Below are 23,720 nucleotides of genomic sequence, written 5' to 3'. Positions count from 1 at the left end.
CCATGATTATGAAGGAGGCATTTATCTCACTATGGGCTATGAAACAAAGAACGCAATTGCTTTCTTGGAAAACTTACATACGGCTTATTGGTCCCGTTTAGGAACCGTCTTTGAAACAGAAGACAATCAGTATTTCTATGATACGGGGACAGGTAAAGTATTTGCCTGTGATCCCGCGGAATATGCGGTGCTTGCATGTTTGCTCAATACCTCAGACCCTGCTGAAATAACCGGACTGGAGCTGGAGGAGAGAGCGTTGACGAAGGCACTGGATACTATATTGTTGCTGGTGGAGCAAGAAAAAATCCTGCAGGCGCCTGAATTCAAAAGTTTTGTCATACCGGAGAAAGCTGAGCTGCCGGGGATCATACAGGGCGGCATTGAACAAATCATTATAGAACTGACTGAGAAATGCAATCTGAGATGCAAATATTGTCTTTATCAGGAAGATAACGTGGACACCCGCAATTTCTCCAAGCAGGACATGGATTGGGAGGTTGCCCGGAAAGCGCTCGATTATATCTCGCATAACGTGGGCAAAGAGCTGGCGCTTACATTTTACGGAGGGGAGCCGCTGGTTAACTTTAAGCTGATGAAGCAATGCATCGAATATAGCAAATCCGTTATGCCTGGTGTGAACATCCCTGTCTCTTTCACTACCAACTTAACACTGGTCACTGATGAAATTGCTGCTTATCTGGCAACGCTGGATCAGTGTTCGGTCTTGTGCAGCCTGGATGGACCGGAGCATGTTCATGATTACTTCCGCGTAACGGTGGGGGGAAAGGGTTCGTTTCATCAGGCTCTACGGGGGCTTAAACGGTTAGTTAAGGCATTCGAGGGGAAGGCGCGGCATAAGCTGGGGATTAATGCGGTTCTCTGTCCGCCCTACAGTAAGCCACGGTTTGATGAGGTGAATGACTTCTTCAAGACGCTGGAGTGGCTGCCCAAGGACACTAAAATTGATTGTTCATATGTCGATACGGGAACGCTTGACTGGTCCAAGCTGGGACATGTGAAGACAACTCTAGGGGATGGGGAGTTCTATAGTGATGATGAACGAACCGATCCATTAGGCAAATGGGCTGAATATACGCTGGATTCTGATCAGGATGAAAGAGGCCTGGCCAAAGAGCTAAGCCAGAATAAATTGCTGAGAATTCACAACAGAGTGATTACCGATGAACCCTTATTGGGAATCCGCATGAATGGATGCTGTATTCCCGGCCGGAGAAGGCTCTATGTAACCACTGACGGTAAATTTAAGGTGTGCGAAAAAATGGCTAATTCACCCTATATAGGGGATGTGGAGGCAGGAATTGATATCGATGCCTTAAATAAATATTACTTCGAAGAATACACAGAAAAATCTATTAAGCATTGCTCCAATTGCTGGGCAGCCCGCCTGTGCAGTATCTGTTATGCGCCTTGTTATCAGGAAAACGGCTTGGATGAGGAGAAGAAACAATCTCAATGTTACGGCGAAAGGGCCTCCATGAAAATGTCGCTGAAACGGTATCATCAATTAATCGAGAAGAGTCCTGAGAAACTGGAGTATTTCAATGAGCTAACCGTATCGTAATTGTGGTAAACATGGTAGCAATAACGCTCTTCATGTGACGACAGGCAGGGTGTTATTCCTATAAATTTCAATGACCTGAGGAGTTGTGATCAAGATGAAACTGATTAATCCGGTAGGCAGAACAACCAAAATGGATTCACAAGCATTCTATGGCATGGACCCTATGTCAGGCTGTATTTGTTCTGGGTTTGCAGTAGTTTCGTTCTTTGCAGCAAAATTTGATGGCGGAAATTGTAACTGTCAATGTTCTGGAGGAAGCGAAAATAGTTCAGCTAACAGTGCAGTAGCGCGTCAGGCCTAATTTATTCCACAGCATCATATGAAACAGAGCCACTATTCCTGAGATGAGGTAGGGGCTCTGTTTAATAATTTTTACCATAGGAGATTAAGTATGAGTGTAGTATCTGCCAAGTTTAAGATTTGCCGGGATTACTGCAGGCTGCTGGGGAAGGTTACTGTGCTCCTATGGGGCAGCTCTTCTACTACCCTGATCTGCTTATTTATATTTAATCTGGTTGCGGGACTGGCTGTTCCTGTCACTACGGTAATCTGGAAGTATTTCCTGGACAGTGTTGTTGTGGCGTTGCAGAGCGGTAACATATCCACTCCGGTATTATGGATCGTGATCCATATGTTATATACACAATTCAACCATGTGATTTACAATATATGCAAATACTTCGAATCTAACCAAGCGGATTATATGAATAAACACATTACTGAATTAACTTTAGATAAAGTAGCGGAAATGGAAATGGCTGATTTTGATGATGCGGAGATATTCGACCATATCCAGAAAGTGAATAACGAATCATCGCAGCATTCGATGAATATTCTTAGAACCTTGATTACCTTTTTGCAGAACGTATCATCTATGGCAGGAGCTGTAGTGATTTTTTTGAATTTCGGGCCTATTGTTCTTGTGGTAAGTTTCTTTGCCTGTCTTCCCTCTCTGTTATTAAACATCAAGATGTCTGCCAAATTTTACGCTATTTATACGAAACGGTTCGAGCGCTTAAGATTGCTGGGCAATCTTAAATCCATACTTACCACCTATGAGAATATTAAAGAAATTAAAGTGAACCGGCTGAACCCGTACTTTAAAAAAGTGATTCTGTCTGATTTCGACAACTATCTGCAAGAAGATAAAAAAATAAGAAGAAATTTCTCCATTCAAAGCAGTATTACTAATCTGCTGGAGAATGTAATCTCCTACAGCTTCCAAATATATATTCTGATCACGGTGATCTCCAGGAAATTAACGATCGGGGATTTATCTTTATTTGTGAATACACTTTCCAATTTTCAGAATTCACTGGAAAGCATTCTCCGTTCTTTCTCTTCCCTGTATGAAGATGGGCTGTATATCCAGAATTTGTTCTCTTTATTAGAGAAGAAACGCCCGGAATCCTCTGATACAGAACAATATCCCTTCCCGGTTAATTTTGAGACCATACAATTCGATCACGTCTACTTCAAGTATCCGGGCAGCGAAGAGTTTGTGCTGAAGGATGTGAACCTGACCCTTGCTGTGCGTAAAAGCTATTCTATTGTAGGTTTAAATGGTTCCGGGAAAACGACGTTGATCAAGTTGATTCTCGGATTATATCAGCCTACCAAGGGAGAAATCAGATTGGGGGGGATTCCGTTACAACAGATTTCAAGTGAGAATTACCGTAAGCATATAGGTGCCATCTTTCAAGATTTCATCAAATATCCCTTCACTATTGAGAAAAATATTGCTGTTGGTGAAATTGACGACGCGGATAACTTCGCGCGGGTACAGGAAGCCGCGCGGCAGGCTGGAGCGGACCGGTTCATAGAACAGCTTCCCGAGCAATATAACACAAGACTCAATAAAGAATGGTCCAATGCTACCCAATTGTCGCTCGGGGAATGGCAAAAAATTGCCATCAGCCGCGCCTTCATGGCAGATTCCAGTATTCTTATCCTGGATGAGCCGACAGCTTCACTGGATGCAAGCGCTGAGTATGAGCTATTCACGAAATTCAAAGCCCTGATGGCGGGCAAAACAACAATTCTAATCACACACAGGTTCTCCACCATCCGACTGGTGGATGAAATATTTGTGCTTAAGGATGGAGGAATTATTGAGAGCGGGGACCATGAGAGCCTGCTGAGGTATGACGGCGAATATGCGCGTCTATATAAATTTCAGGCTGAAATGTACAATGAAGGGTTGTTTGTCCATGAAGGATCGTATTAACACAGGTACGCTGAGCAATGGGCTGGTTTACGGTGTACGGGAGACGGATTTGGATGCTGAAGAGGTTCAGTTGTGTCTGGTGCTGAAGACAGGATCACTGCAGCAGCGGGAAGATGAGAACGGAATAGCTCATATCGTTGAACACATGAATATGAACTTTGATAAATATAGTTATTATAAGCAGTGTCTGGAGTATACGAGTTATGGATTGACTGATTTTGACCGGACAGTGTATGTATTTAGCTGCCGCAATCATGAAGACAGTATCCGGCAATGTTTATTCATTCTGCGGCAGATTGCTGAAGGGATCTATATCCGAAGCGAGTTTCTGGAAGCGATCAAACAAGATATAGCGGCTGAAATTCATTCCCGGAGCCAAGCCGGCAAAAGTGAGACCGAACAGACTATTTTCGAACACGCCTTCTATCAGTCAAGGATACCTGCAGGCGATGCAGAAAGCGTCCGGCATACAAGCCACACACAGGTTACCGCGTTTCACAAACGATGGTACAAACCGGACAGAATGGCGGTCTTCGTCGTTGGGGCGGTGAATCACACGGAGATACAGCGAGAGATCATAGCCATATTCTCTGAGTTATTCTGTGCGGACAAAAGCCATAAGGATTCAAGAGATACTGGCATGCCGGCAGAATATCCTTCCCCCCAGAGTCAACGGTTAACCAAACAATTATTTACTGTGGGGGATATGAACCTGCTTGAGATTTACATGAAGCACACGGACCAGGTGGAGGTTACCCTGAAGAGTGATCTGCTGCGGAATATTCTTGTTGAACAACTGGATACCGTCTGTAGCGAAGCTTTGAGGTCTGTCGGTTGTCCGGTGGATTTTTTCGCAGCAATGTTCATCAATTTCATTAATTTACAGCAGTTCTGCAAATTTAGGGTTGTTTACCGGGGAGTACAGTCTCCGCACCAAATTATCGAAGTTATTAACACGGCGATTTGCAGTTTGGTCAATGATCCCAATATTGGGTGTATGGTTGAAAAAAACAAGAAAAAGTATGCGGATTATTACAGCTCATGTGAATTTCACAGCAGTTTGGATGTGCACGGGTTATTGGAGGAATGTGTGGAACACTTCATTCTTGGCTCCCCTTTGCTCTCCTACGAGCTTGATATGCAGCAGATTACGGATACGCTTAACAGTATCGGGTATGCAGAGGTCAGGCAGGCCGCAGAATTATTGTTAAATATCCAAGCAACCGCTCTAGTTGGAAGGGAAGAGGATATGCGATGAGAGCTACACGGAAAAGCGGCTGGGTACTGCAGCTTGTAATGGTTCTATTATTTGGGGCTTATGCGCTGTCAGTTATACAAATTATTCTATTCAAGACGATTCCGGTAACCGCTATGTTTGACATGGATAATAATCTGAGAAGCATCAATATCATTCCCTTCCACACGATTTCCGGGTTTATCCATAATGGAACAACAGGCGGGATGAGGGCGGCTGCGAATATACTGGGGAACATCGTTATTTTTATTCCGCTGGGATTATTGGTTTCTTATCAGGGCAGCAGCAAATCGTTTGGTGCTAAAGCAATTATTCTGCTGAGCGTTCCTCTGGCCTTAGAAATTATTCAATATGTCCTGGCTCTGGGCAGCAGCGATATTGATGATATAATATTGAATTTTGCAGGCGGGCTGATGGGATCAGCTATCTACAAGGGGATCAGCCTGGTGTTACATTCGCGGCAACGCATATTAGGGGCGATTGTCGTCTTCTATCTGATCTCAGGTATCAGCGGGATCGTGGCGGTCGGGCTGGTCCAACCTGAACTACTGCCATTTCTGGATACAGGAGTAGAGTATGTAACCGAGGATAAACCTGAATTGGATGGGATAGATGTATATACCAAAGGGGATTTACGCGGCAGTCTGGCAGCGGTGGAGGAGCATTATGTTGAACTATCGACGGAATCTGAAACAGTTATGGCCAGTGACCAGGAGAACAGTGGATTACCCCAGTACATAACCGAGAATCACAGGATTTCAATCGATGCAGCGACGCGGATATTTTTTGAGTATGTTCGTGTGGAGAAGGATGGTCTGTTGAAGTTTAAGATTATCAGCAGGTATGAGGAGAAAAAGCCCGGAGAACTCAGCGCTATCATGGAATTACCGGACGGGGAGGCGGGCAGCATGCACGCCGCGAGAGTCTGGTATGCTGATAGTCAGGAGTCAACCGTCAAGGTGCTGCTGGTCACTCTTAAGGAGTAAACAGGCTGATGCTATGGATTAGCGCTCTCTGGAGTAATCAGATGGCATAGTGCCCAGTTATCCTTCGATAAAAAATAGCACAATAGTCGTCTCACATTGGCAACCTTAATTGAAATGTGAATACATCACGGATATGTCTAAGTGTTAAAGCGCCTCGGTGTAGCTCGGCAATATTTCTGGCAATGGACAAGCCGAGACCAGCTCCCGTTTGGATTCCCTCGCTTTTTCTTGAATAATCAACCTTATAAAAACGCTCAAATAGCCGGTCCACTTGTTCTTCTGATAGAGGGGTCCCTTTATTCTCAATTTCGATCATGCTGTATTCAGCATCAGCTATTAGCCGTACATGAATGCTGCCCTGGGTGTAGGAGTATTTTAAGGCGTTCATGAGCAAATTATCTATGGCCCTGGCGATCTTTTCAATGTCTATGAAGGTAACGACCGGGTTAACAGGAATGTCCTTGATAAGATATACTTTGTTTTCTTCAGCTAACGGTTCAAATTAAAACAATAATTGATTCAATAGCTGTGCCAAATCAACTCTCCTTAGATTTAACCGGGAGTCAACCGAAGTAAGCCGGGTGTATTCAAATAAATCATCCAGCAGCTTCTTCAAATGAAACGCTTTGTTATAAGTGTTCTGAACACGAAGAAGTTCAATATATCCAATAATACTTGTAAGAGGTGTACGTAAGTCATGCGAAATCCCCGTAATCATCTCCATCTTGGATTGTTCAACTTCCCGTTCTTTCTCAATTTGCTGTTGCAGACGCTCGGTCATTAGATTGATGTTAACAGCTACCCGGCCAAGCTCATCCTGACGGTTAACCGGTACCCGATAGTTCAAGTCACCTTCGGTAATCAGCTGAAGCCCTCTCTCCAAAATCTTTAAGTCTTTTACAATACGCTTTGTTAACAACAAAAAAGTAGAAATGAATATGACTGTAAAGAAGGGAGTAATAAAATAAGGAAATATATTTACCAGCCACTCCGTTTCCATACCATTTCCAACCTTAAAGACGAAATGAATAAAGGTGTTATTCATAGCAACGGCTATAATTAAGCTTAGTATCATTCTGATTAAAATATTGAGCTGGATCTTTTTTTTCCTCTATTTTTTCTCTCAAATTACGAATATGAACCATTACGGTATTGTCAGAATATCCATAGGGCTCTTTCCATACACTCTCATAAATCTGTTCCGAACTAAAAACCTGTCCCGGCCGGGTAGCAAGCAAAGTTACAATGGCAAACTCAATTGGAGTCAAAGAAATATCAAGTCCGTTTAATTTCACGGAATGTTTATTTTTATCGATGATCAGGTTTTTTATGATAAGTAACGAATTGAATTCATCCTTCCCGGTTAAGGACTGACGGCGTAATTGGGCTTTTACACGGGCTAATAGCTCCAGTGGATTGAACGGTTTGATCATGTAATCATCTGCCCCGGTAGTCAGACCGGTAATTTTATCAATGTCCTCCTGCTTGGCGGATAGCATAATGATTGGAGTATTGGATATTTCCCTTATTTTGAGGCAGGCTGTGATACCATCCATTTGAGGCATCATGACATCCAGAATGACCAGTTGGACAGGTGTTGTTTTTATAGCATCCAGCGCCTCCTGCCCATCTGCTTCTTCATTTGAAGTGAATATTGAAAGGCGATAAATAATCCTCCAGGTTTGAGGGACTTATAAATCTGTGCTCATCAATATTCGAATTTTTCATTGTTTCTACTAAATGAGCAGCATTACGATGGCATGAATAGTTAGGATATTCCGCTTTCAAGTTATTCCTCATCGTGGTATCCATCTCAAACAGCAGGACTTTAGTTGTGTTCGTTACCTTAGTATTCATTATACGGGTAATCGCACCTGTGCCTGATCCAAGCTCTGCAACTGCCTTAATCTCATACCAAGGTGCTTGATTTACCATGCTGCGTGCAAGGAATCGGGAACTTGGTGTAACGCTGCCCACCTGTTTTGGATCTTGGATAAAGCTTCGTAAGAATAAGTGATTTTCGTTTACTCCCATATGATTTTCCTCTATTGATTTCTGGGTTCTTAGCCAGCAAGAATCTCCTTCGCTCACTTCGATACAGAAATACTAACTAAAATTTCTGAGGAATTAGGTAGGAGAATTCTAAAGAATTTCTGAAGGGAGGGCCGGAATGTTTCGGAACACCGGGGGAGGGCTAGACTCTGCATGGCTTAAAATTACATTTGAATGTCAAGTCGTGTTAATGATACAATGTGTGCGCAATGTAAAACGTTTAAATAGGGTGAAGGTATGAAGAAAATCGGAATTAAAGATATTGCCTTGCGCGCAAATGTATCCACCGCGATAGTATCATATGTGATGAATGGTACCCGTAATGTGAAGCCTGAGACGAAAGAGCGGGTCTTGAAGGTAATTGAAGAGTTTAATTACAGGCCTAATGCAATTGCCCAAAGCCTAAAGAGCAGAAGAACGAATACGATCGGAGTCATTGCGGAAGACATAACGGTCTTTAATACACCGGAAATTATTGATGGAATAAATGATTATGCGGAGCAACATGATATGCATATCCTGTTAACCAACCTGCGGCTGCAAAAAAAGGTAGGCTACAATTATGCGGATACCGCTGCCTACCAGAAGCATGCACAAAATGCGGTATCAGACCTGGTATCCAATCAGGTTGAAGGAATCGTATATATTGGCGTGCATCCCCGTGATTTAACGGGATTAATTCATACGAATGACAAGCCGATTGTCTATACGTATTGCTACGCGCAGAATGAGTGTTCTATTCAGTATAATGATGAACAGGCTTCCTATGATGCCATCCAGTATTTAGTCAGCAAAGGGCATTCCCGGATTGCGGTCATCAGCGGCTTAATGGATTCGATCCCTTCGAGACTGCGGTTTAACGGGTATTACAAAGCATTGACGGAATTTCAGCTGTATTTCGACCCGCAGTTTATCAAAGTAGGCGACTGGGGGGGAGAGTCGGGTTATCAGCTATTAGGTGAGCTTATGGAATTGCCCGATCCGCCTACGGCTATTCTTGTGATGAACGATTTGATGGCTGCCGGTGCCCTGAGAGCTGCAGCTGAACGCGGGATCTCCGTACCTAGGGACCTGTCGGTTGTCGGCTTTGATAACCGGGAATTCAGCGCTTATCTGAATCCCAGAATTACAACGATGGATTTACCGCTGCATGATATGGGAATATTGGCGATGAAGGCTCTATGTAATAGGATTAGCGGAAATGAGGAGACAATAGAGGAACCTCCGTTATGCAAACTGATTGAGCGGGATTCTGTAGCCGGGCCAAGAACCTCTATTAAATAATAATTGCGGGAAGAGACTGTTCACATGAAGTGGACAGTCTCTTTACCTGCAGCAGCGATAAATGGCTTGCTGGCAATTTTACACTGTGGTAATATTAACCCGAAATCTAAACGTTTAAATTAAACCGATAGGAGTGAGAACTTGAGACTGCTTCGTAATGATACGTTTGAAGTAAACCTCTCAACAGAAGGAACGGTCGAATCCCTCCGTATGACAGATGATCCCGTAAGGATGAACTGGGTAATTGATGCAGGTTATGTCCAGGAGGCCGGCTACGCTCAGGAGCATAAGCCTTTTGGACAGTGGACGGCTATGGTTAATGATGAACGGATTGAAAGCGCTAACCTGCAGCCCTACATTGAAGTTGCAGGTGATACATCGGCTACTGTAACCTTTGTGCATGATAAATTTAAAGTTCAATATGAATATCTGCTGAATAACAATGGAGAATGGACATGGAAGATCCGTTGTTCAAATCCAGCTGCAGCAGCCATCAGAATCAATGGATTTCACAGCTGGTTCTCTCTGGCCTATATCATGTTCCGTGATCGTGATGTCATGAGGAATATCAGGCATTCCTGCGCAGTATTTCCGCATATCGGCGGGGATTTCAGCAAATTTGCAGCAGTACGCAGAAGTAATGAGGCACCTCATCTGGCTATATACAGTACGGGGGAACGTATTGCTGCCTTTGGTACATATTGCAGTTATGTCAATCGTTTTCTGGAACAGGTCTCCCCGTCACTGGATGGAATGCTCTACCACAGGTTGTCATTTATTGAGGATGGAAGCTCGCTTGAGCAGTCGGCAGACAGTGATTGGATCTATGGCGGCTACGCACCTGTCACCTTAGAGCCTTATGGCGAAAGAGAATGGTCATTTGTGTTTACAACATTTAATGGGCAGGCGGATTTCTATACTAAAGCGCTCAAGTACGGACATCCGGGCTGGACCTACTCGTCCGTTACTACTACTGAAGGGAAATTTATTGCCGAAGTAGAATTGCCGGAACAGGAAACGCTGCAGTCGGTAAAAATGTATAGCGCAACCGGTGAAGCAGGCGTTGTTAACGAGACGGATATCTCAAGTGAATTCACAATCGTTCCCGCAGCAAAATCTAATCGGTTACGCGCAGTTCTGCCGCTGAAGTCAGCGGGGGAGATCAAGCTGGTTGCTCAGCTCAGTAACGGCAAATGTGATGTGCTAATCGGCAATGTCCTCGAGCCTGTTCATAAGATTCTTGAGAGACGGGCCGAATGGTTATGTGACAACAGCTTTAATACAGCCTCAGTAACCCGTCCCTATTCATTTCTGCCTTTATCCAATCAAGGAGAATCGCTTGGTAAATTAGCTTTCATTCTGATGAAGAATCTTCTATCGCCCCCTGTACCGGCACAAGTCAGAAAAGTAGAGCTGTCTGCTTTCCTTGATCTAAAATACCATTGGTTTGAACAGGGGGATTTCCTGCATCCCAAACCGCTTTACGGGTCCTTTTACCGTATATATGATTTTGACTATATCGGCCACGTGTATTATTTATTGTCCAAATTTGATCAATCATATTTATATTACGGAAGTCCGGAAATGTATCTGACCTGGGCCGCTCAGGTCATGTCTATGAGGCTGGACCCGGAGTGTCACCGGAATAAGCGTGAGCAGGAAGAATCGCAGCTTGTAGGGGTATTCATTCTGTATATTGCAGATTTGTTAGCGGACCTGAGGAAGAACGCATTAACGTATTGGCATGATAAGCTTAGCAAACTATGGTTAGCGCTGGTGGAAGGGCTGAAGCAGGGTGCGCAGGCGTATCAAGGAGCCGTGACGGAGCATTTCTATGATAATGCCGGTTTTGGACTTACCTGTGAAGCCTTATGCCTGGCTGGTTTAACAGATGAAGCTGAACGGTATGCCCCGCTGATTATTGCCAATATTGGATTCAGCAATGATTATAGAGCCAATGCTCCGGACCGCTGGTGGGAGGCCTTATCCTTCATGACGCATTCGTTATGGGGAGGATTGGTAGCGGGTGCCGCCCGGTCTTCTTATGAAACGATTGGAGATGCACGCCTGCTGGAAGCCGGTTACCGGGCAACAATGGCGATGTTTAACTGCTATGATTGGAATGTACATTCAACAACCCGCAAGCTTAAGCCCGGTGAGGCAGCTTCTACGTATAGCATTGCCGCCCCGAATTTAAATATGCCGGAGCTTTCCCGTAACCGCTTTGGCCAATCCATATTTAAGAAGTCGAGTGATCCGTTATTCAGCAGTCTGTTCTCCAATATTGAAGGGGACGACTGGGATATGGGAGAGGAGCTCGTCGCATATCTGCTCGGCTTTGGCTCAACCACCTATCTGTACACAGATAGCGAAGGAGAGCTGCGATGTGTAAATGGGTTGATTGAGCCGGCAGAGAAGGGCTGGGAGATTACAAGCTATGCTGCATATCCGGCCAGATATGTGATGCTGGAGCAAGGGCTGTCATTCGTTTCAACGGCAGGGGAAAGCCTCAAGAGTGTATTGTTTACCGGGGGGAAGTTTGAACGAGCATAAATTTAAACGTTTAACTAATTACACTGATTGAAAATTCATAAATATAGGTTGAAATAGTCGTTTTTCAATCTAAACTACGGGTGATATAATAAAGTAAGCGCTTCCTTAAAAGATTGGCTTTAAAATAAACTGGCGTTATTTATACGGTGAGTGGTTAACAGCGTAAAGAATGTCTTGAAAAGTCACTTTATTCGAATGGTTTTAGACTTTATGTTAAACGTTTAACTTTAAAGCCCGGGTTAAATGGATAGACATACAAATTCAAGCTAATTTCGAAGGGAGATCAGAGGCTATGAGAACAGGAAGGAAACTAGGGGCAGGTCTTATCCTGACTGCACTATTAGTAGGTGCAGCTGGATGCGGGGGCAATGAGGCTAATACAGACAATAACACAAGCACATCGTCACCCGGATCAGAAGCTACCAAAGCACCTGAAGCATCTGCCGAAAAGGTCAAAATTATTTACTCTATGTGGGGCAGCGCAGCTGAAGGGAATACAACCCAGGCGGTGGCAGACCGGTTCAATGCTTCCCAGGATAAAATTGAAGTGGAGGTGCAGGCGATTCCCTGGGAGAACTACATGACGAAATTGAATACGCTTGCAACAGCCGGACAGCTGCCGGATACAGGGATGCTGAAGGAAGACGGAGTCATTCAATGGTCCTCTGAAGGGATGCTGAATGATGTAAGTGCCATGTACGAGGGAAGCGACAGCAAGCCGCTGGACAGCCTGGCCTACAAATATCAGGGCAAGCCCGTAGCCTATGCGGCGGCCAATGAAATTCTCCTGCTCTACTATAATAAAGACATGTTCGATAAAGCGAACGTACCGTATCCTCCATCTGCACTGGATCAGGCCTGGACATGGGATCAATTCGTAGATGCCGCGAAGAAGCTGACGAATGATAAGAACGGCAAGCATCCCGGTGAGGATGGCTTCAATGCACAGAGCATCGTCCAGTTTGGGGCTTCTGTGGAGAATCTTCCGTGGCAGCTGGAAGCCTGGACACTCAGTAATGGCGGGGGCTTCTACTCCGAAGATGGCACAGAGGTTAAGGTCGGGGAGGATGCAAGCATTGAAGCTATTCAGCGGGTAGCTGATCTGTACCTGAAGGATCATGTTGCCCCGTTGTCCGTCGGACAGACCGATGATGGAATCCAGCGCACGATTATTGCCGGTACTGTTGCTATGGCAACTAATGGACAATGGAATGTAGGAACCAGCCTGAATACGGCAAAAGAAGAAGGACTGAACTATGGCGTAGCTGTACTGCCATATATGAAGGATAAAATCACCATCAGCACAGGCGGTGCCAATGTGGTATTCTCCCAAACCAAACATCCCAAAGAAGCGATGGAATGGCTGAAATGGTACAACTCCGAAGAAAACAACTGGGAACTCATCTCTTCAGGTATTTGGATGCCAACGCTGGATAAATGGTATAAGGATGAAGCACTTACCCGCAAATGGGTAGAGAATCCAAACTTCCCTCCGTATGACGAATATAAGTCAGCCGTTGTCGATTATGCGCAGTCTCCTGCCGCGCGACCTGCTGCATGGTTCTATACGAACTATACAACGGACTTTAATACGCTGCTCGGATCAATACTGGGAGATGTCTGGACCGGTAAGACAACGGCCAAGGATGCGATCTCCAAGAATCTGGAGGCTTTGAAGGCGGCTCATACAGGCAATCAATAATAGGGCAGGGGGATAACCGCCGGTATTCTGGAAGCGGTGGTTATCCCCCTAACCATGAGGTGGGGAGCAAGGTATGGAAACCATTAAGATGAAAACCATTAATCCACTGCAGAAGCGGCGTTCCCGGATTTTTTCAGCCGAGGCGCGTGTTGCTTATATCTGTTTGATTCCTGCTTTTCTGGGATTAATCTTCCTGACGTATTTGCCGCTTGTCGGTGTGCTGGGCATCAGCTTGACGAATTGGACCGGACTCAAGAGCCCTGTGTTCATTGGCTTGGACAATTACATCAAAATTTTCACCACCGATCCTTACATTAAAGACTCGATTATCTCGACGATCTATTTTGCAGCGCTATCTGTAACCGGAAGCATGATTTATTCCCTGTTTATTGCGCTGCTGCTGAACCGGAAAATTCCGGCGAGGGGATTTTTCAGAGCTGTGTTCTATGTGCCTTATGTGCTGCCGGCTGCAGCGATTTACGTAGGATGGTCTTGGCTGTACGAGGGGAATTTCGGATTCTTTAACTATGTCCTCTCTGAGCTGGGACTGAACAAAATTCTGTTTATCGCTGATTCCAGCTTTGTCGTCCCTTCTCTCTCCCTGATCTCAGTCTGGCTGGCGGGGAACCTGATTGTTATCTTTCTGGCGGGGCTGCAGAACGTTCCGGTGGTCTACCATGAAGCAGCGGAAATGGACGGTGCGGGCGGATGGCACCGCTTCCGGCACATTACCATTCCGTGTATGACACCGATTATTTTCTACAACCTGTTGATGTGCCTGATCGCCAACCTTCAAGTTGTAACACCTGCGCTGGCGTTAACGAATGGCGGTCCGGGCAACTCTTCGCGGTTCCTGACCTATCTGATGTATGATCAGGCATTTGTAAATTACAGGCTGGGTTATGCCTGCGCAACGACGCTGATTATCTTTGCCATACTGGCGGTCTTTACCACAGTGTTGTTCAAGACATCGGGCCGGTGGATCTACAATGAAGGAGGCGATGACAAATGAGCACAGCGGCATACGGCAGACTTAGAAGCAGGAAACGCAGAGACAGAACCCTGAACATTATAACTTTTGCCATCGTCATCCTTTTCGCCATCCTGGCTATCTTCCCGATCTGGTGGATTTTCCGCACATCGCTTATGACGAACGCTGAGATCTACAAATATCCGCCTTCGCTGATCCCGGACAACTGGCTGTTCTCCAATTATGAGAAGACCCTGCAGGTATTTAAATTCTGGAAGTACCTATGGAATACGATGGTGATTATCGTCCCTTCCTGTCTGGCAGGTACATTTACGGCTACGCTCTGCGGATATGCCTTTGCAAGACTGCGTTTTCGCGGCAAAAACCTGATCTGGGCACTATGTGTGGGGTCCATGCTGCTGCCTGCGATGGTTACGCTTATTCCCCTCTATATCGGCTGGACGCGGGGGCTGGGCTTCAGTGACAGTTATTGGCCTTTGATACTTCCGTATTTCTGCGGCGGCGGTGCGTTCAATATCTTCCTGATCCGCCAGTTTATTATGTCGATCCCGCGGGAGCTTGATCAAGCAGCAACCATCGACGGTGCCGGATATTTCCGCATCCTGTTCAATATCATCATGCCTGCCATCAAGCCGGCTATGATCGTCGTCGCGTTGTTTATCTTCATCACACTATGGAATGATCTGCTCCAGCAGATGATTTATATTAATTCAAGCGATAAATATACGATAGCCCTTGGACTTACCAATTTCCGGGGCCAGTTGAAGAGCGACTGGTCTTTAACGATGGCTGCAACCTGCTTATCCTTCGCTCCGGGCGTCATTTTCTACTTAATCGGTCAAAGGTATTTCGTAGAGGGTATTACCCTTACCGGCTTAAAGAATTAGTCCGTTCCCCTTGTACAAAGGATTGTTCATACGACATGTATACAGGAGGTTATGATGACCATCATTTCTAAGAAAATGAGGCCGCTGGCGATCGCGCTGCTGCTGGTCTTTCAAACGCTGCCTCTGGAGGTTAGTGCTTCGCCTTCGGCTTCGGTGACCGCAGTAAAGGATGAAATCTCCAATGCCAGCCTGTCTGCCAAAGTCGGAGATCTGGGACAAATTGAGGAGCTGTATATTAACAATAACCCTGCCAATAAACAGGGGGAACCAATCAACTTCGTGCTGCCTAACACTACATCGCCGCAAAATGGGATCCAGCACCAGTGGATGGGTGAAATGCTCTTTTCATACCGTACCGGTGCCAGTGAAGTATTTCCTGATAACAGGGATGGCTTCGTAGAAGTAGACACCAATAAAACACTGGCCGCCGGGGGATCTACGCAATATTCGGCCATCAATCCGGATAACCCCTATATAGACAAAACGGCTTCAGCAGACGGGAAAAGGGTCGAAGTCAATTATATCGGACAGAACCTGGACTCTACCGCCCAGCGGGTGATGAAAGGCTTCGATGTGAAGTCTGTCTTCGATATGGAGACGGATGACGGTTCATTGCTATGGGAAATTACCGTGAAGAACAAGAGCAGCCAGTATATCGAATTCGGGGATATCGGCTTGCCAATGCCTTGGAATAATAAATACCAGACCTTATCTGATACCTATGATGACCGTGTGACTGTGCATAATTTCGCTGGCGCCGACAGCGGGTATTCCTATGCTATCCGCACCAGCGGGGAAGGGAATTTCATGCTGTTCACCCCGGTGCCGGATAGCGGCGCGCGCATCGAGTATGTAGATTATTGGATGAATGAAGCAGGGGAACAGCGTGCTGCGGATACATTCGCGAACTGGACAGGCGACAGCGGTGGCTGGTATCCGGGGCTGAATGTTCTGTATATCCACTCCAAGGACATCCAGAAAACCGGCCGCGGATACTTCACCGATGCTTCCAGCCTGGTGCTGGGACCGGATGAGGAGAAGACGTATAAGTTCAAATTCTCAGCGGTGCGGGCCGGCGACAACACGCCGCAGGAAAGTGCCCAAAGTCCGAATAACCGTTCAACTTCGATGGAAGACCGCGAGACTAACCTCCGGTCCATCCTGTACAAGTCAGGCATCATTGATGCCGTAGCGGTGCCGGGCTTCCAGACAGCGATCAATATGCCTGTGAAGCTGGATCTGCACTATGATGACAGTATCGTTGACGTACAGTCGATCGATATTCAGAATGTGGACGAGAATGACCCGTTTGACGAAGCGCATATCCCGGATATCAAGCCCGGCAAGAGCAGGGAGGATATGGTCGATAATTCCCGGACCGGCCGCGGGCTTCCAGACGGGAATGCGGGCTACGCAGAATCGTCCCAGTTTGTGGAGACCAAGATTGTGAATGGCGAACAGCATCATATCTATTCCCTTCAGTTTGGCTCCATCGGCAATAACAGCGTGCGTGTGGAGTATAAGCTGAAGGCCGGTAATGAATGGGTGGATAAATTCACCCAGTATGAATTCAATGTTCTGGCCGAGCTGGATGCCACTTCTGAAGCCCATTCCGGGTTTATGGCCGGGCAAACACAGGACAAGGACCCGGAAAGTGCGACTTACGGCAACTACTTCGACTGGTATCTTACAAGCGGTATTGACCTGAGTACAAGCCACTGGGGAGATGACTGGAGCCATGATAACATCAACTTCATGACCATGAAGAACTACCTTGCTCCGGATCCCGATGAAATCCGCTCCATTGAGAATTACCTGATTGACTTCATGTGGGAACGGTTCATGAAGAATACGCAGGACAGTTATATCGTTGCGAACTGGCTGAAGGATTCCGGTGCGTACACCGATAAAGACAAGCCTTATACACGAACGTTCTCCGAGATCATGGAAGCGACCGGATTCTTCAATATGTACCGGATTCAGAAGGCGTATCCCAATCTGATCGAGTACCGGGAATCTCCGCAGTTCTATCTGGAGAAGGCTTATAACATCTATTATAAGCGTGTTTCCACCGGAGCCATCGGCTTCTATGGCGAGCAGCAGATTCCGGATATCATTGAAGCCCTGAAAGAAGAAGGAATGCCGGCCGAGTCAGCCAATCTGCAGAAGAAGTTTGCCCTCGATAAGGGACGGAATATGACTTACGCCAATTATCCTTACGGGTCGGAATTTGAATATGATAATACCGGCGAGGAAGGGGCCTATGCTGCAGCTAAGGCGCTGCGTACCTACTACCCTGCGGACGGGCGTGCAGAAGCAGCTGAGGCAAGTATGGAAATGGCCGACTGGAAAACCCGTGCCATGCGCGGTATTCAGCCTACCTGGTTCCATTACTCTGTGCCGGTCTTCCGCGGCGGCGAAGGCTGGTGGAATTTCCAATATACGGCGTCATTAGCCGGATACATTATGGATGACTGGCTCCGCTATGAGGATGACGGCAGGTCCGTGGAGCAGACCGCGATTGCGCAGCAGCGCAACTATGCGGCGAAGCTTTCGAACTTCAATGCCGTCAACATGGGGCAAATCACGGCGGATTCTGTTGGCAGCACCTCCTGGAGATATTCGATGTATAAAGGAGGCACCGGCACCAAGGACGTATACGATGGCGGCTCGCGCGTCATGCATAACGGCTGGAATGATTTTTCCGGTGAATCTGAGGAAGGCCTCTATGGCTCTTTGCTAAGCATCAGCTCCGATATTGTGACAGATCCGGTATTCGGACTGTTCGGATATGGCGCTCAGGTCACTGACGATGGCGTCAGCTACCACATTACGCCTAAGGACGGTTTCGGTAAGCGGATCAATCTGATCGACGAGAACATCTATCTGGCTCTGGAAAGCGATAAAATTGAACGTGCACAAATTCAAAAAGACGGCAAGGGATTTACGCTGCAGCTCCTGAATCCTACTGAAAAGGAGCATGCTTCGCGGATTACGTTCGACGGATCAGGAATGGAGAATGGCTATTATAACCTCAAGCTGAATGGCGCAGCTGCCGGGCAGTTCTATGTGAAGAGCAATAAAGGCGTGGCGATGTTCCAGATGGACAGGGCGGCGAGTGCTGAATTGACCATTGAAAAGTCAGCCGGTGGCGAAAATGCAGCTCCGCAGATGACTGCAGAGCTGGCGACGCAAACTCCGCAGGCACTGATTCCATTTATGCTGAACGGGATTGTGACCGATGACGGCGCGCCGGAAGGGAAACTGACCTACACATGGGAAGTCGTCAGCACGCCTGAAGGCGGCAAGCTGAGCTTCAATCATCCGAAGGCAAGCATTACACAGGCTACCGGTTCCAAAGAAGGCTCGTATACGGTTAAGCTTAGTGTGAGTGACGGGCAGAAGAGCGGTTCCGGCCAAGTGACCTTCGAGCTGGCTGCACCGCCGGAGAAACAGCCTCCGGCTATTGGCCAGGTGACTGCGGCCCAGGATGTTGCCAATAACAGTATTGTGGTGTTGTCCGGCGCGGCAACTCCAGATCCGGTACACAGTGCGGAAGCTGAGTCCAAGCTGACGTATACATGGGCTGTTAAGCAACAGCCGGATGGCGCAGCGGACATTTCCTTTGTAGGCGGCGACAAAGCAGTGGCTTATGCCCGTGTAAGCAAGGCAGGCACGTATGTGTTTACCTTCACTGCGGCAGACGGAGACAAGTCAGCCAGCAAGGATGTAACGATTGAGATTAAGGAAGATACCGTTGATGCCTACCGTGCACTCAGTGTAGTGACCAGGAAGGATACCGCCCCGGTACTTCCCGGACAGGTGAATATTCTGTCCGGGGACGGATATAGTGAGAGGGAAATTGCCTGGGAGGCAATTGATCCGGGCAGCTATGCGGGTACAGGCCAGTTCGAAGCGAAGGGTACAGTCCAAGGCAGTGAGCTGGAGGTACGGGTCACCGTATATGTCGTGAATACAGGGCTGCAGAATGCGGCGCCGACAGCCAAAGCCTCTGCCAGCTTCTCCGGCGGCGACGGGTATCCGGAAGCGATGAATAACGGCATTGACCCTAAGAGCTCGGCAGATTTCTCACCGAACCGCGGTGCCGTGAACAGCGCATGGCATAACTGGGGAAGAGAAGGAGATCCGGCATGGGTGACGTATGAATGGGATCAGCCATTCCTGGCCTCTTCCATGGATGTCTATGTGTTCCAGGACGGCGGCGGAAACTTCCGTCCGAAGGATATGCAGTTAATGCTTCGCGATGAGAACGGGAAATGGTATACCCCGAGGGGCTTGAAGGGACTTGGCAACGAGCTTAATAAATACAATACAACCACCTTTGAGCCTGGCTATATTACAGGGGTCCGCATCGACATGAAGCCTTCTGTTAATGGCTCCGGTATTCTGGAATGGAAGGTATACGGATACACAGGGGCGGCAGATAAGTCAGAGCTGGTTAAGGTATATAACTATGTAAATACATTAAATGCTTCAAACTTTATAGATCCGGGTCTTGCGCCGGTTGATGCAGCGAAGGCGGAAGCTTCCGCTGTGATCAAGAATATGAATGCCACAGCCGGGGAAATTTCCCAGGCACTTGAGAAACTGCTGGCCGATCTGCGTCTGCTCAGTCCGCGTGATGGCAATATGGCTTTCTTGGCGAATCCTTCTTCCAGTTACACCTCACCGTGGGAGAGTCTGGCTGCGGTAAATGACGGGAAGAAAGATAGCGGCAGCATCCCGCACTGGGGAACATGGGGCCACGAAGGTGCAGAGGAATGGGTGCAATATGAATGGCCGCAGGGTGCTGCCATCCAAAGCTCCAACCTGGTGCTGTGGTCTGATGCGGGCGGGATCATGCCGCCTACTAAGGTTGTGTATTCCTATATCCCGCTTGATAGTGTCACCAATGAATGGGTGACAGCCGGTACGGTAACCGGTGGCATCAAGGTGGTTGACCATACTCCGGGGGAATCCTCGAACCCGTATACGTTTGATTCCGTACTGGAGGTTAAGGCACTGCGGGTTACCCTGACCAAGCAATCCGCGGCAGGCGATAACGGCGTTGGCCTGTGGGAATGGGAGGTTATACAGGCCGCATCCAATCCTGATCGCCCTGCACCGGTAACTCCCGCAGGGGTTGCACCATCTATTCTCCATGGAGATGACGGCAAGCTGACTGGTGTGACCACAGAAATGGAGTATAAGAAGGAAGGCGCAGGAGAATATACTGCAATCACTGGAACCGAGATTACGGGCCTCACCGCCGGCAAATATTATGTCCGGTATATGGAGACCGGTTCGCTGAGTGCCAGCCTGGATAAGGAAGTTATCATTCCGGAAGGGCAGATACAGGAACAGGACGCACCGGATTCAAGAGGGTGGGTGATCACGCACGCCAATTCGGATAACGGAGCAAAGGGGATCATCGAGGGCGTAAACGGCACCATGGAATACCGGAAGCTTGGCGATGAGAACTATGTGCCTGTTACCGGTACAAGTATCGGTGATCTGGAGCCGGGCAGCTATCAGATCCGGTACGCGGCGGCAGAAGGGCTGCAAGCAAGCCCGCCGGTAATTGTGGACATCCGCAATGAAGCCAAGGAAGACAGAGATGCCCCATCAGCAGATGGCCTGGTGATTACGCCGCCTGCAGCGGCAGGCGGCAACGACGGGAAGATTGACCATGTGACTGCCGATATGGAATACCGCAGGGTGGATGGCGGCCTATTCATCCCGGTCAGCGGAACCAGCATTGAAGGTCTGGAAGCCGGGAGTTATGAGCTCCGGTACGCCGGGACGGACACCAGCAATCCAAGCTCTGTGATCCTGATCGTAGTTCCTGACGGAACCAAGCAGGAACAGAATCCGCCGGCCGGGACAGAGGTCAAAGGTGTGGATGTCAGTGCAAGCGGCGCTAAGGACGGCAAGATCACCGGTGTGAATCCGGCGATGGAATACCGGCGAGAGGGAGGAGACGCTGGCAGCTGGACGGCCATCACAGGTGTAGAGGTTACAGGTCTTGGCAGCGGAACCTACGAAGTGAGAATGAAGGAAACGGCAACTCATTATGCGAGTCCATCCCTTACAGTCGTCATCAGCAATCCTGCTGTAGACCCTGGACCGACTGCAACGCCGGATCCAACCCCATTGCCAACCCCTACACCAACGCCAAAACCGGCGCCTACATCTGCACCAGCGGATGCTGCAGCACCGGTCAAGACACCATCGCCCACTCCTGTAACCATCAAAGTCGAAGGACATTTGATTAAGGTTGAGGCACCAAAGGCGGATCCGGCATCCGGTATAGCCAAAGTGGCCACAATCCGGCAGGCTGATATTAATAAGGCGCTGGAGCATGCGCAAGCAGACAGCAGGAATGTTAAGACGGTTAGAGTGGAAATACCGGAAGCGGAGGGAGCAAGTGCCTATGTGGTTGAGCTTCCCGCAGCTGCACTAGCCTCTGCTATAGGCAATATCAGGATAGAAGTTGCTACGGAAATCGGCACAATTATAGTGCCCTCCAATATGCTGAAGAGTATAGGAGCGGGCGCCAAGGGTGTGGAACTGACACTTAGCCGGGCGGATGCTTCCAATCTTGATCCAGCGGCAAAAGCCATGATTGGCAGCAGACCTGTTATTGAATGGGCTGTCCAAATGGATGGGGTGGCAGTAGCAGCCAATAACCTGAATGCACCGGCAGAGATCAGACTGCCATATGCTTCAGGTGCTGAAGAATTGGCAAACGCCAAATATTTAGCTGTATCGTATATTGATGCAAACGGCAAGCTTGTTCAGATCGACAATGCTGAATACGATGCTGCCGGGCAGGTCATGGTATTTACAGCGGCAAATGCCGGTGAATATGCAATTGTGTATACCAGGAAGAGCTTCAATGATGTAATCAAGGATTCGTGGTATGCGGCAGCGGTTGAAACGATGGCGTCCAAAGGCTTCATTGAAGGAACATCTGAGGCAACCTTCAATCCCGGCAACAAGATTACAAGAAGTGAGTATCTGGCCTGGCTGGTAAGGACACTGGAGCTTACTGCGGAATATAGCACAAACTTCAGTGATGTTGAGCGTACAGACCGCTATTATAATGAAATTGGAATCGCCAAAGTGCTTGGAATCGCATTGGGCTCGAACGGCAGCTTCCAGCCGGACACGGAAATTACAAGACAGGATATGGCTGTGCTGACCATGCGGGCCTTGCGGGCAGCAGGCAGAACCCTGCAGGCCGGTACAGCTGAGGATCTCAAGAAATTTACAGATGGCTCTAATGTAGCAAAGTACGCAGCGGGCGATATGGCTGCAATGGTTAAGAGGGGCTTCGTCAACGGGCGGGGGAATGAAAGCCTGAGTCCTGGCGGGACGACAACCAGAGCAGAAGCTGCTCAGGTTCTGTATAAGATTTTTTTACAGCAGTAATATAGTTATGTAAGCGGCCTTGATTTACATCTTGTTGATTGGCAAAAGCCCGCACCCGTGGCCTAACTGGCTTGGGAGCGGGCTTTTACATCATATAAGCTCCTGATCATTCTCATTCTCTGTATAGATGGAGATCAGCACGATTGCTGTCTCCTCGCCAATATTTTTGATTAAGTGAGGTGTACAGGCGTTCCAGCTAAAGGAATCACCCTCAGCAAACTCAGCTCCGTCTTCCCCTTGCTCGGCGTATATTCTTCCTCTAATGACCACATGCACTTCCTGTCCTTCATGCGCATGAGGGGCATCCCCGATCATGGCACCGGGAGGAAACTCTACAATCGACATCCGTACGTTTTTGGTGGAACTGAGATGTTCTACTTCAGGGCCTGGGCGATATTCTCCAGCGTGGTAAAGGCGGGATTCAGCTTGGAAAGCAGCTTATGGGAGCAAATCCGGCTGGGCGGGGAAGGGACTATTCCATTTAAGGAAACATCTGCTTGTCTACTTTTCATAACAATCTTGGTAAGGTAGGATGATAGCTATTCATAAGAGGTGGTAAATTGTTATGCTTAAAAAACACTGCTTGTTCTGCGATCAGATTGTCCCGATTACAGCTGAAGGCGATTACGATCGGTATGCAGACTGCTCCTGTTCACCCGGGGGGTTCTATAAGCTGCTGAGAGACAGCTATGAATCCATACTTTCGTTCTCACAACAACAGAAACGTGAAATGCTTCATTTGGTATCGGCGTATATCCGGGAGAAGA

At 47.6% G+C, this 23,720-nt stretch carries 14 protein-coding genes and 2 pseudogenes (1 of these 16 cut by a window edge); 12 read left to right on the top strand and 4 right to left on the bottom strand.

Going from position 1 to position 23,720, the window contains the following annotated elements; translation table 11 throughout:
• Window positions 1-31 precede the first annotated feature (31 nt).
• The 5 genes from P40081_RS30975 to P40081_RS30960 all read left to right on the top strand — a co-directional run bounded on the left by P40081_RS30975 (window position 32) and on the right by P40081_RS30960 (window position 6,050).
• A complete protein-coding gene (locus tag P40081_RS30975) occupies window positions 32-1,582 on the top strand; it encodes a radical SAM protein (RefSeq protein ID WP_042139917.1) in 1,551 nt (516 codons plus the stop codon).
• A 94-nt stretch (window positions 1,583-1,676) separates the two neighbouring features.
• Complete coding sequence (locus P40081_RS38855; protein WP_144026189.1) at window positions 1,677-1,883, top strand: hypothetical protein; 207 nt, start codon at window positions 1,677-1,679, stop codon at window positions 1,881-1,883.
• Window positions 1,884-1,973: 90 nt separating this feature from the next.
• Complete coding sequence (locus P40081_RS30970) at window positions 1,974-3,809, top strand: ABC transporter ATP-binding protein (RefSeq protein ID WP_052422103.1); 1,836 nt, start codon at window positions 1,974-1,976, stop codon at window positions 3,807-3,809.
• Complete coding sequence (locus tag P40081_RS30965) at window positions 3,793-5,067, top strand: insulinase family protein (RefSeq protein ID WP_042139916.1); 1,275 nt, start codon at window positions 3,793-3,795, stop codon at window positions 5,065-5,067. The genes P40081_RS30970 and P40081_RS30965 overlap by 17 nt, the downstream gene beginning before the upstream one ends.
• Entirely contained in the window at window positions 5,064-6,050 is a 987-nt protein-coding gene (locus P40081_RS30960) for a VanZ family protein (protein WP_042139915.1), read from the top strand. The genes P40081_RS30965 and P40081_RS30960 overlap by 4 nt, the downstream gene beginning before the upstream one ends.
• Window positions 6,051-6,141: 91 nt before the next feature.
• Here the strand turns inward: P40081_RS30960 and P40081_RS30955 are convergent.
• The 3 genes and pseudogenes from P40081_RS30955 to P40081_RS30945 all read right to left on the bottom strand — a co-directional run bounded on the left by P40081_RS30955 (window position 6,142) and on the right by P40081_RS30945 (window position 8,084).
• Window positions 6,142-7,125: pseudogene (locus P40081_RS30955) on the bottom strand (HAMP domain-containing sensor histidine kinase).
• Window positions 7,088-7,723, bottom strand: a complete 636-nt coding sequence (locus P40081_RS30950) for a response regulator transcription factor (RefSeq protein ID WP_042139914.1) — start codon at window positions 7,721-7,723, stop codon at window positions 7,088-7,090. Before P40081_RS30950 ends, P40081_RS30955 begins: the two are co-directional and overlap by 38 nt.
• On the bottom strand, window positions 7,689-8,084 hold the full coding sequence (locus P40081_RS30945) for a hypothetical protein (RefSeq protein WP_052422102.1): 396 nt from the start codon (window positions 8,082-8,084) through the stop codon (window positions 7,689-7,691). The genes P40081_RS30950 and P40081_RS30945 overlap by 35 nt, the downstream gene beginning before the upstream one ends.
• Window positions 8,085-8,339: 255 nt before the next feature.
• Between P40081_RS30945 and P40081_RS30940 the strand changes: the two genes are divergently transcribed.
• The 6 genes from P40081_RS30940 to P40081_RS30915 all read left to right on the top strand — a co-directional run bounded on the left by P40081_RS30940 (window position 8,340) and on the right by P40081_RS30915 (window position 22,953).
• Complete coding sequence (locus P40081_RS30940; protein ID WP_042139912.1) at window positions 8,340-9,386, top strand: LacI family DNA-binding transcriptional regulator; 1,047 nt, start codon at window positions 8,340-8,342, stop codon at window positions 9,384-9,386.
• Window positions 9,387-9,527: 141 nt separating this feature from the next.
• Entirely contained in the window at window positions 9,528-11,939 is a 2,412-nt protein-coding gene (locus P40081_RS30935) for a hypothetical protein (protein ID WP_042139910.1), read from the top strand.
• Window positions 11,940-12,231: 292 nt separating this feature from the next.
• A complete protein-coding gene (locus P40081_RS30930) occupies window positions 12,232-13,641 on the top strand; it encodes an ABC transporter substrate-binding protein (RefSeq protein ID WP_042139909.1) in 1,410 nt (469 codons plus the stop codon).
• Between the two features lie 73 nt (window positions 13,642-13,714).
• Window positions 13,715-14,653: a carbohydrate ABC transporter permease gene (locus P40081_RS30925; RefSeq protein WP_231575227.1), complete on the top strand. Its 939-nt coding sequence runs from the start codon at window positions 13,715-13,717 to the stop codon at window positions 14,651-14,653.
• The gene (locus P40081_RS30920; protein WP_042139908.1) at window positions 14,650-15,519 is read left to right on the top strand and encodes a carbohydrate ABC transporter permease; all 870 of its coding nucleotides are present in this window, start codon (window positions 14,650-14,652) and stop codon (window positions 15,517-15,519) included. The genes P40081_RS30925 and P40081_RS30920 overlap by 4 nt, the downstream gene beginning before the upstream one ends.
• 51 nt (window positions 15,520-15,570) lie before the next feature.
• Complete coding sequence (locus tag P40081_RS30915) at window positions 15,571-22,953, top strand: DUF5695 domain-containing protein (RefSeq protein WP_081970265.1); 7,383 nt, start codon at window positions 15,571-15,573, stop codon at window positions 22,951-22,953.
• 90 nt (window positions 22,954-23,043) lie between these two features.
• Here the strand turns inward: P40081_RS30915 and P40081_RS39600 are convergent.
• Window positions 23,044-23,301, bottom strand: a pseudogene (locus tag P40081_RS39600) (cupin domain-containing protein); the annotation flags it as partial.
• A 217-nt stretch (window positions 23,302-23,518) separates the two neighbouring features.
• Here P40081_RS39600 and P40081_RS30905 point away from each other — a divergent pair.
• Window positions 23,519-23,720: the 5' end (the start) of a hypothetical protein gene (locus tag P40081_RS30905; RefSeq protein WP_042139906.1), read on the top strand. Its footprint extends 680 nt past the window's final position; the window shows 202 of its 882 coding nt (coding positions 1-202); the start codon lies at window positions 23,519-23,521; the stop codon falls past the right edge of the window.

Source organism: Paenibacillus sp. FSL P4-0081 (genome assembly GCF_000758565.1).
Classification (GTDB): domain Bacteria; phylum Bacillota; class Bacilli; order Paenibacillales; family Paenibacillaceae; genus Paenibacillus_AQ; species Paenibacillus_AQ phytohabitans.
Note: the sequence above shows the minus strand (reverse complement) of the source record. Positions and strands in the feature narration are given on the sequence as shown.

What these genes read in the sequence shown, in the direction of transcription:
- P40081_RS30920 (WP_042139908.1), top strand. Translation starts at nt 14,650, where the DNA reads ATGAGCACAGCGGCATACGGCAGACTTAGAAGCAGGAAACGCAGAGAC.
- P40081_RS30930 (WP_042139909.1), top strand. Translation starts at nt 12,232, where the DNA reads ATGAGAACAGGAAGGAAACTAGGGGCAGGTCTTATCCTGACTGCACTA.
- P40081_RS30965 (WP_042139916.1), top strand. Translation starts at nt 3,793, where the DNA reads ATGAAGGATCGTATTAACACAGGTACGCTGAGCAATGGGCTGGTTTAC.
- P40081_RS30960 (WP_042139915.1), top strand. Translation starts at nt 5,064, where the DNA reads ATGAGAGCTACACGGAAAAGCGGCTGGGTACTGCAGCTTGTAATGGTT.
- P40081_RS38855 (WP_144026189.1), top strand. Translation starts at nt 1,677, where the DNA reads ATGAAACTGATTAATCCGGTAGGCAGAACAACCAAAATGGATTCACAA.
- P40081_RS30925 (WP_231575227.1), top strand. Translation starts at nt 13,715, where the DNA reads ATGGAAACCATTAAGATGAAAACCATTAATCCACTGCAGAAGCGGCGT.
- P40081_RS30975 (WP_042139917.1), top strand. Translation starts at nt 32, where the DNA reads ATGGGCTATGAAACAAAGAACGCAATTGCTTTCTTGGAAAACTTACAT.
- P40081_RS30970 (WP_052422103.1), top strand. Translation starts at nt 1,974, where the DNA reads ATGAGTGTAGTATCTGCCAAGTTTAAGATTTGCCGGGATTACTGCAGG.
- P40081_RS30940 (WP_042139912.1), top strand. Translation starts at nt 8,340, where the DNA reads ATGAAGAAAATCGGAATTAAAGATATTGCCTTGCGCGCAAATGTATCC.
- P40081_RS30915 (WP_081970265.1), top strand. Translation starts at nt 15,571, where the DNA reads ATGATGACCATCATTTCTAAGAAAATGAGGCCGCTGGCGATCGCGCTG.
- P40081_RS30945 (WP_052422102.1), bottom strand. Translation starts at nt 8,084, where the DNA reads ATGGGAGTAAACGAAAATCACTTATTCTTACGAAGCTTTATCCAAGAT.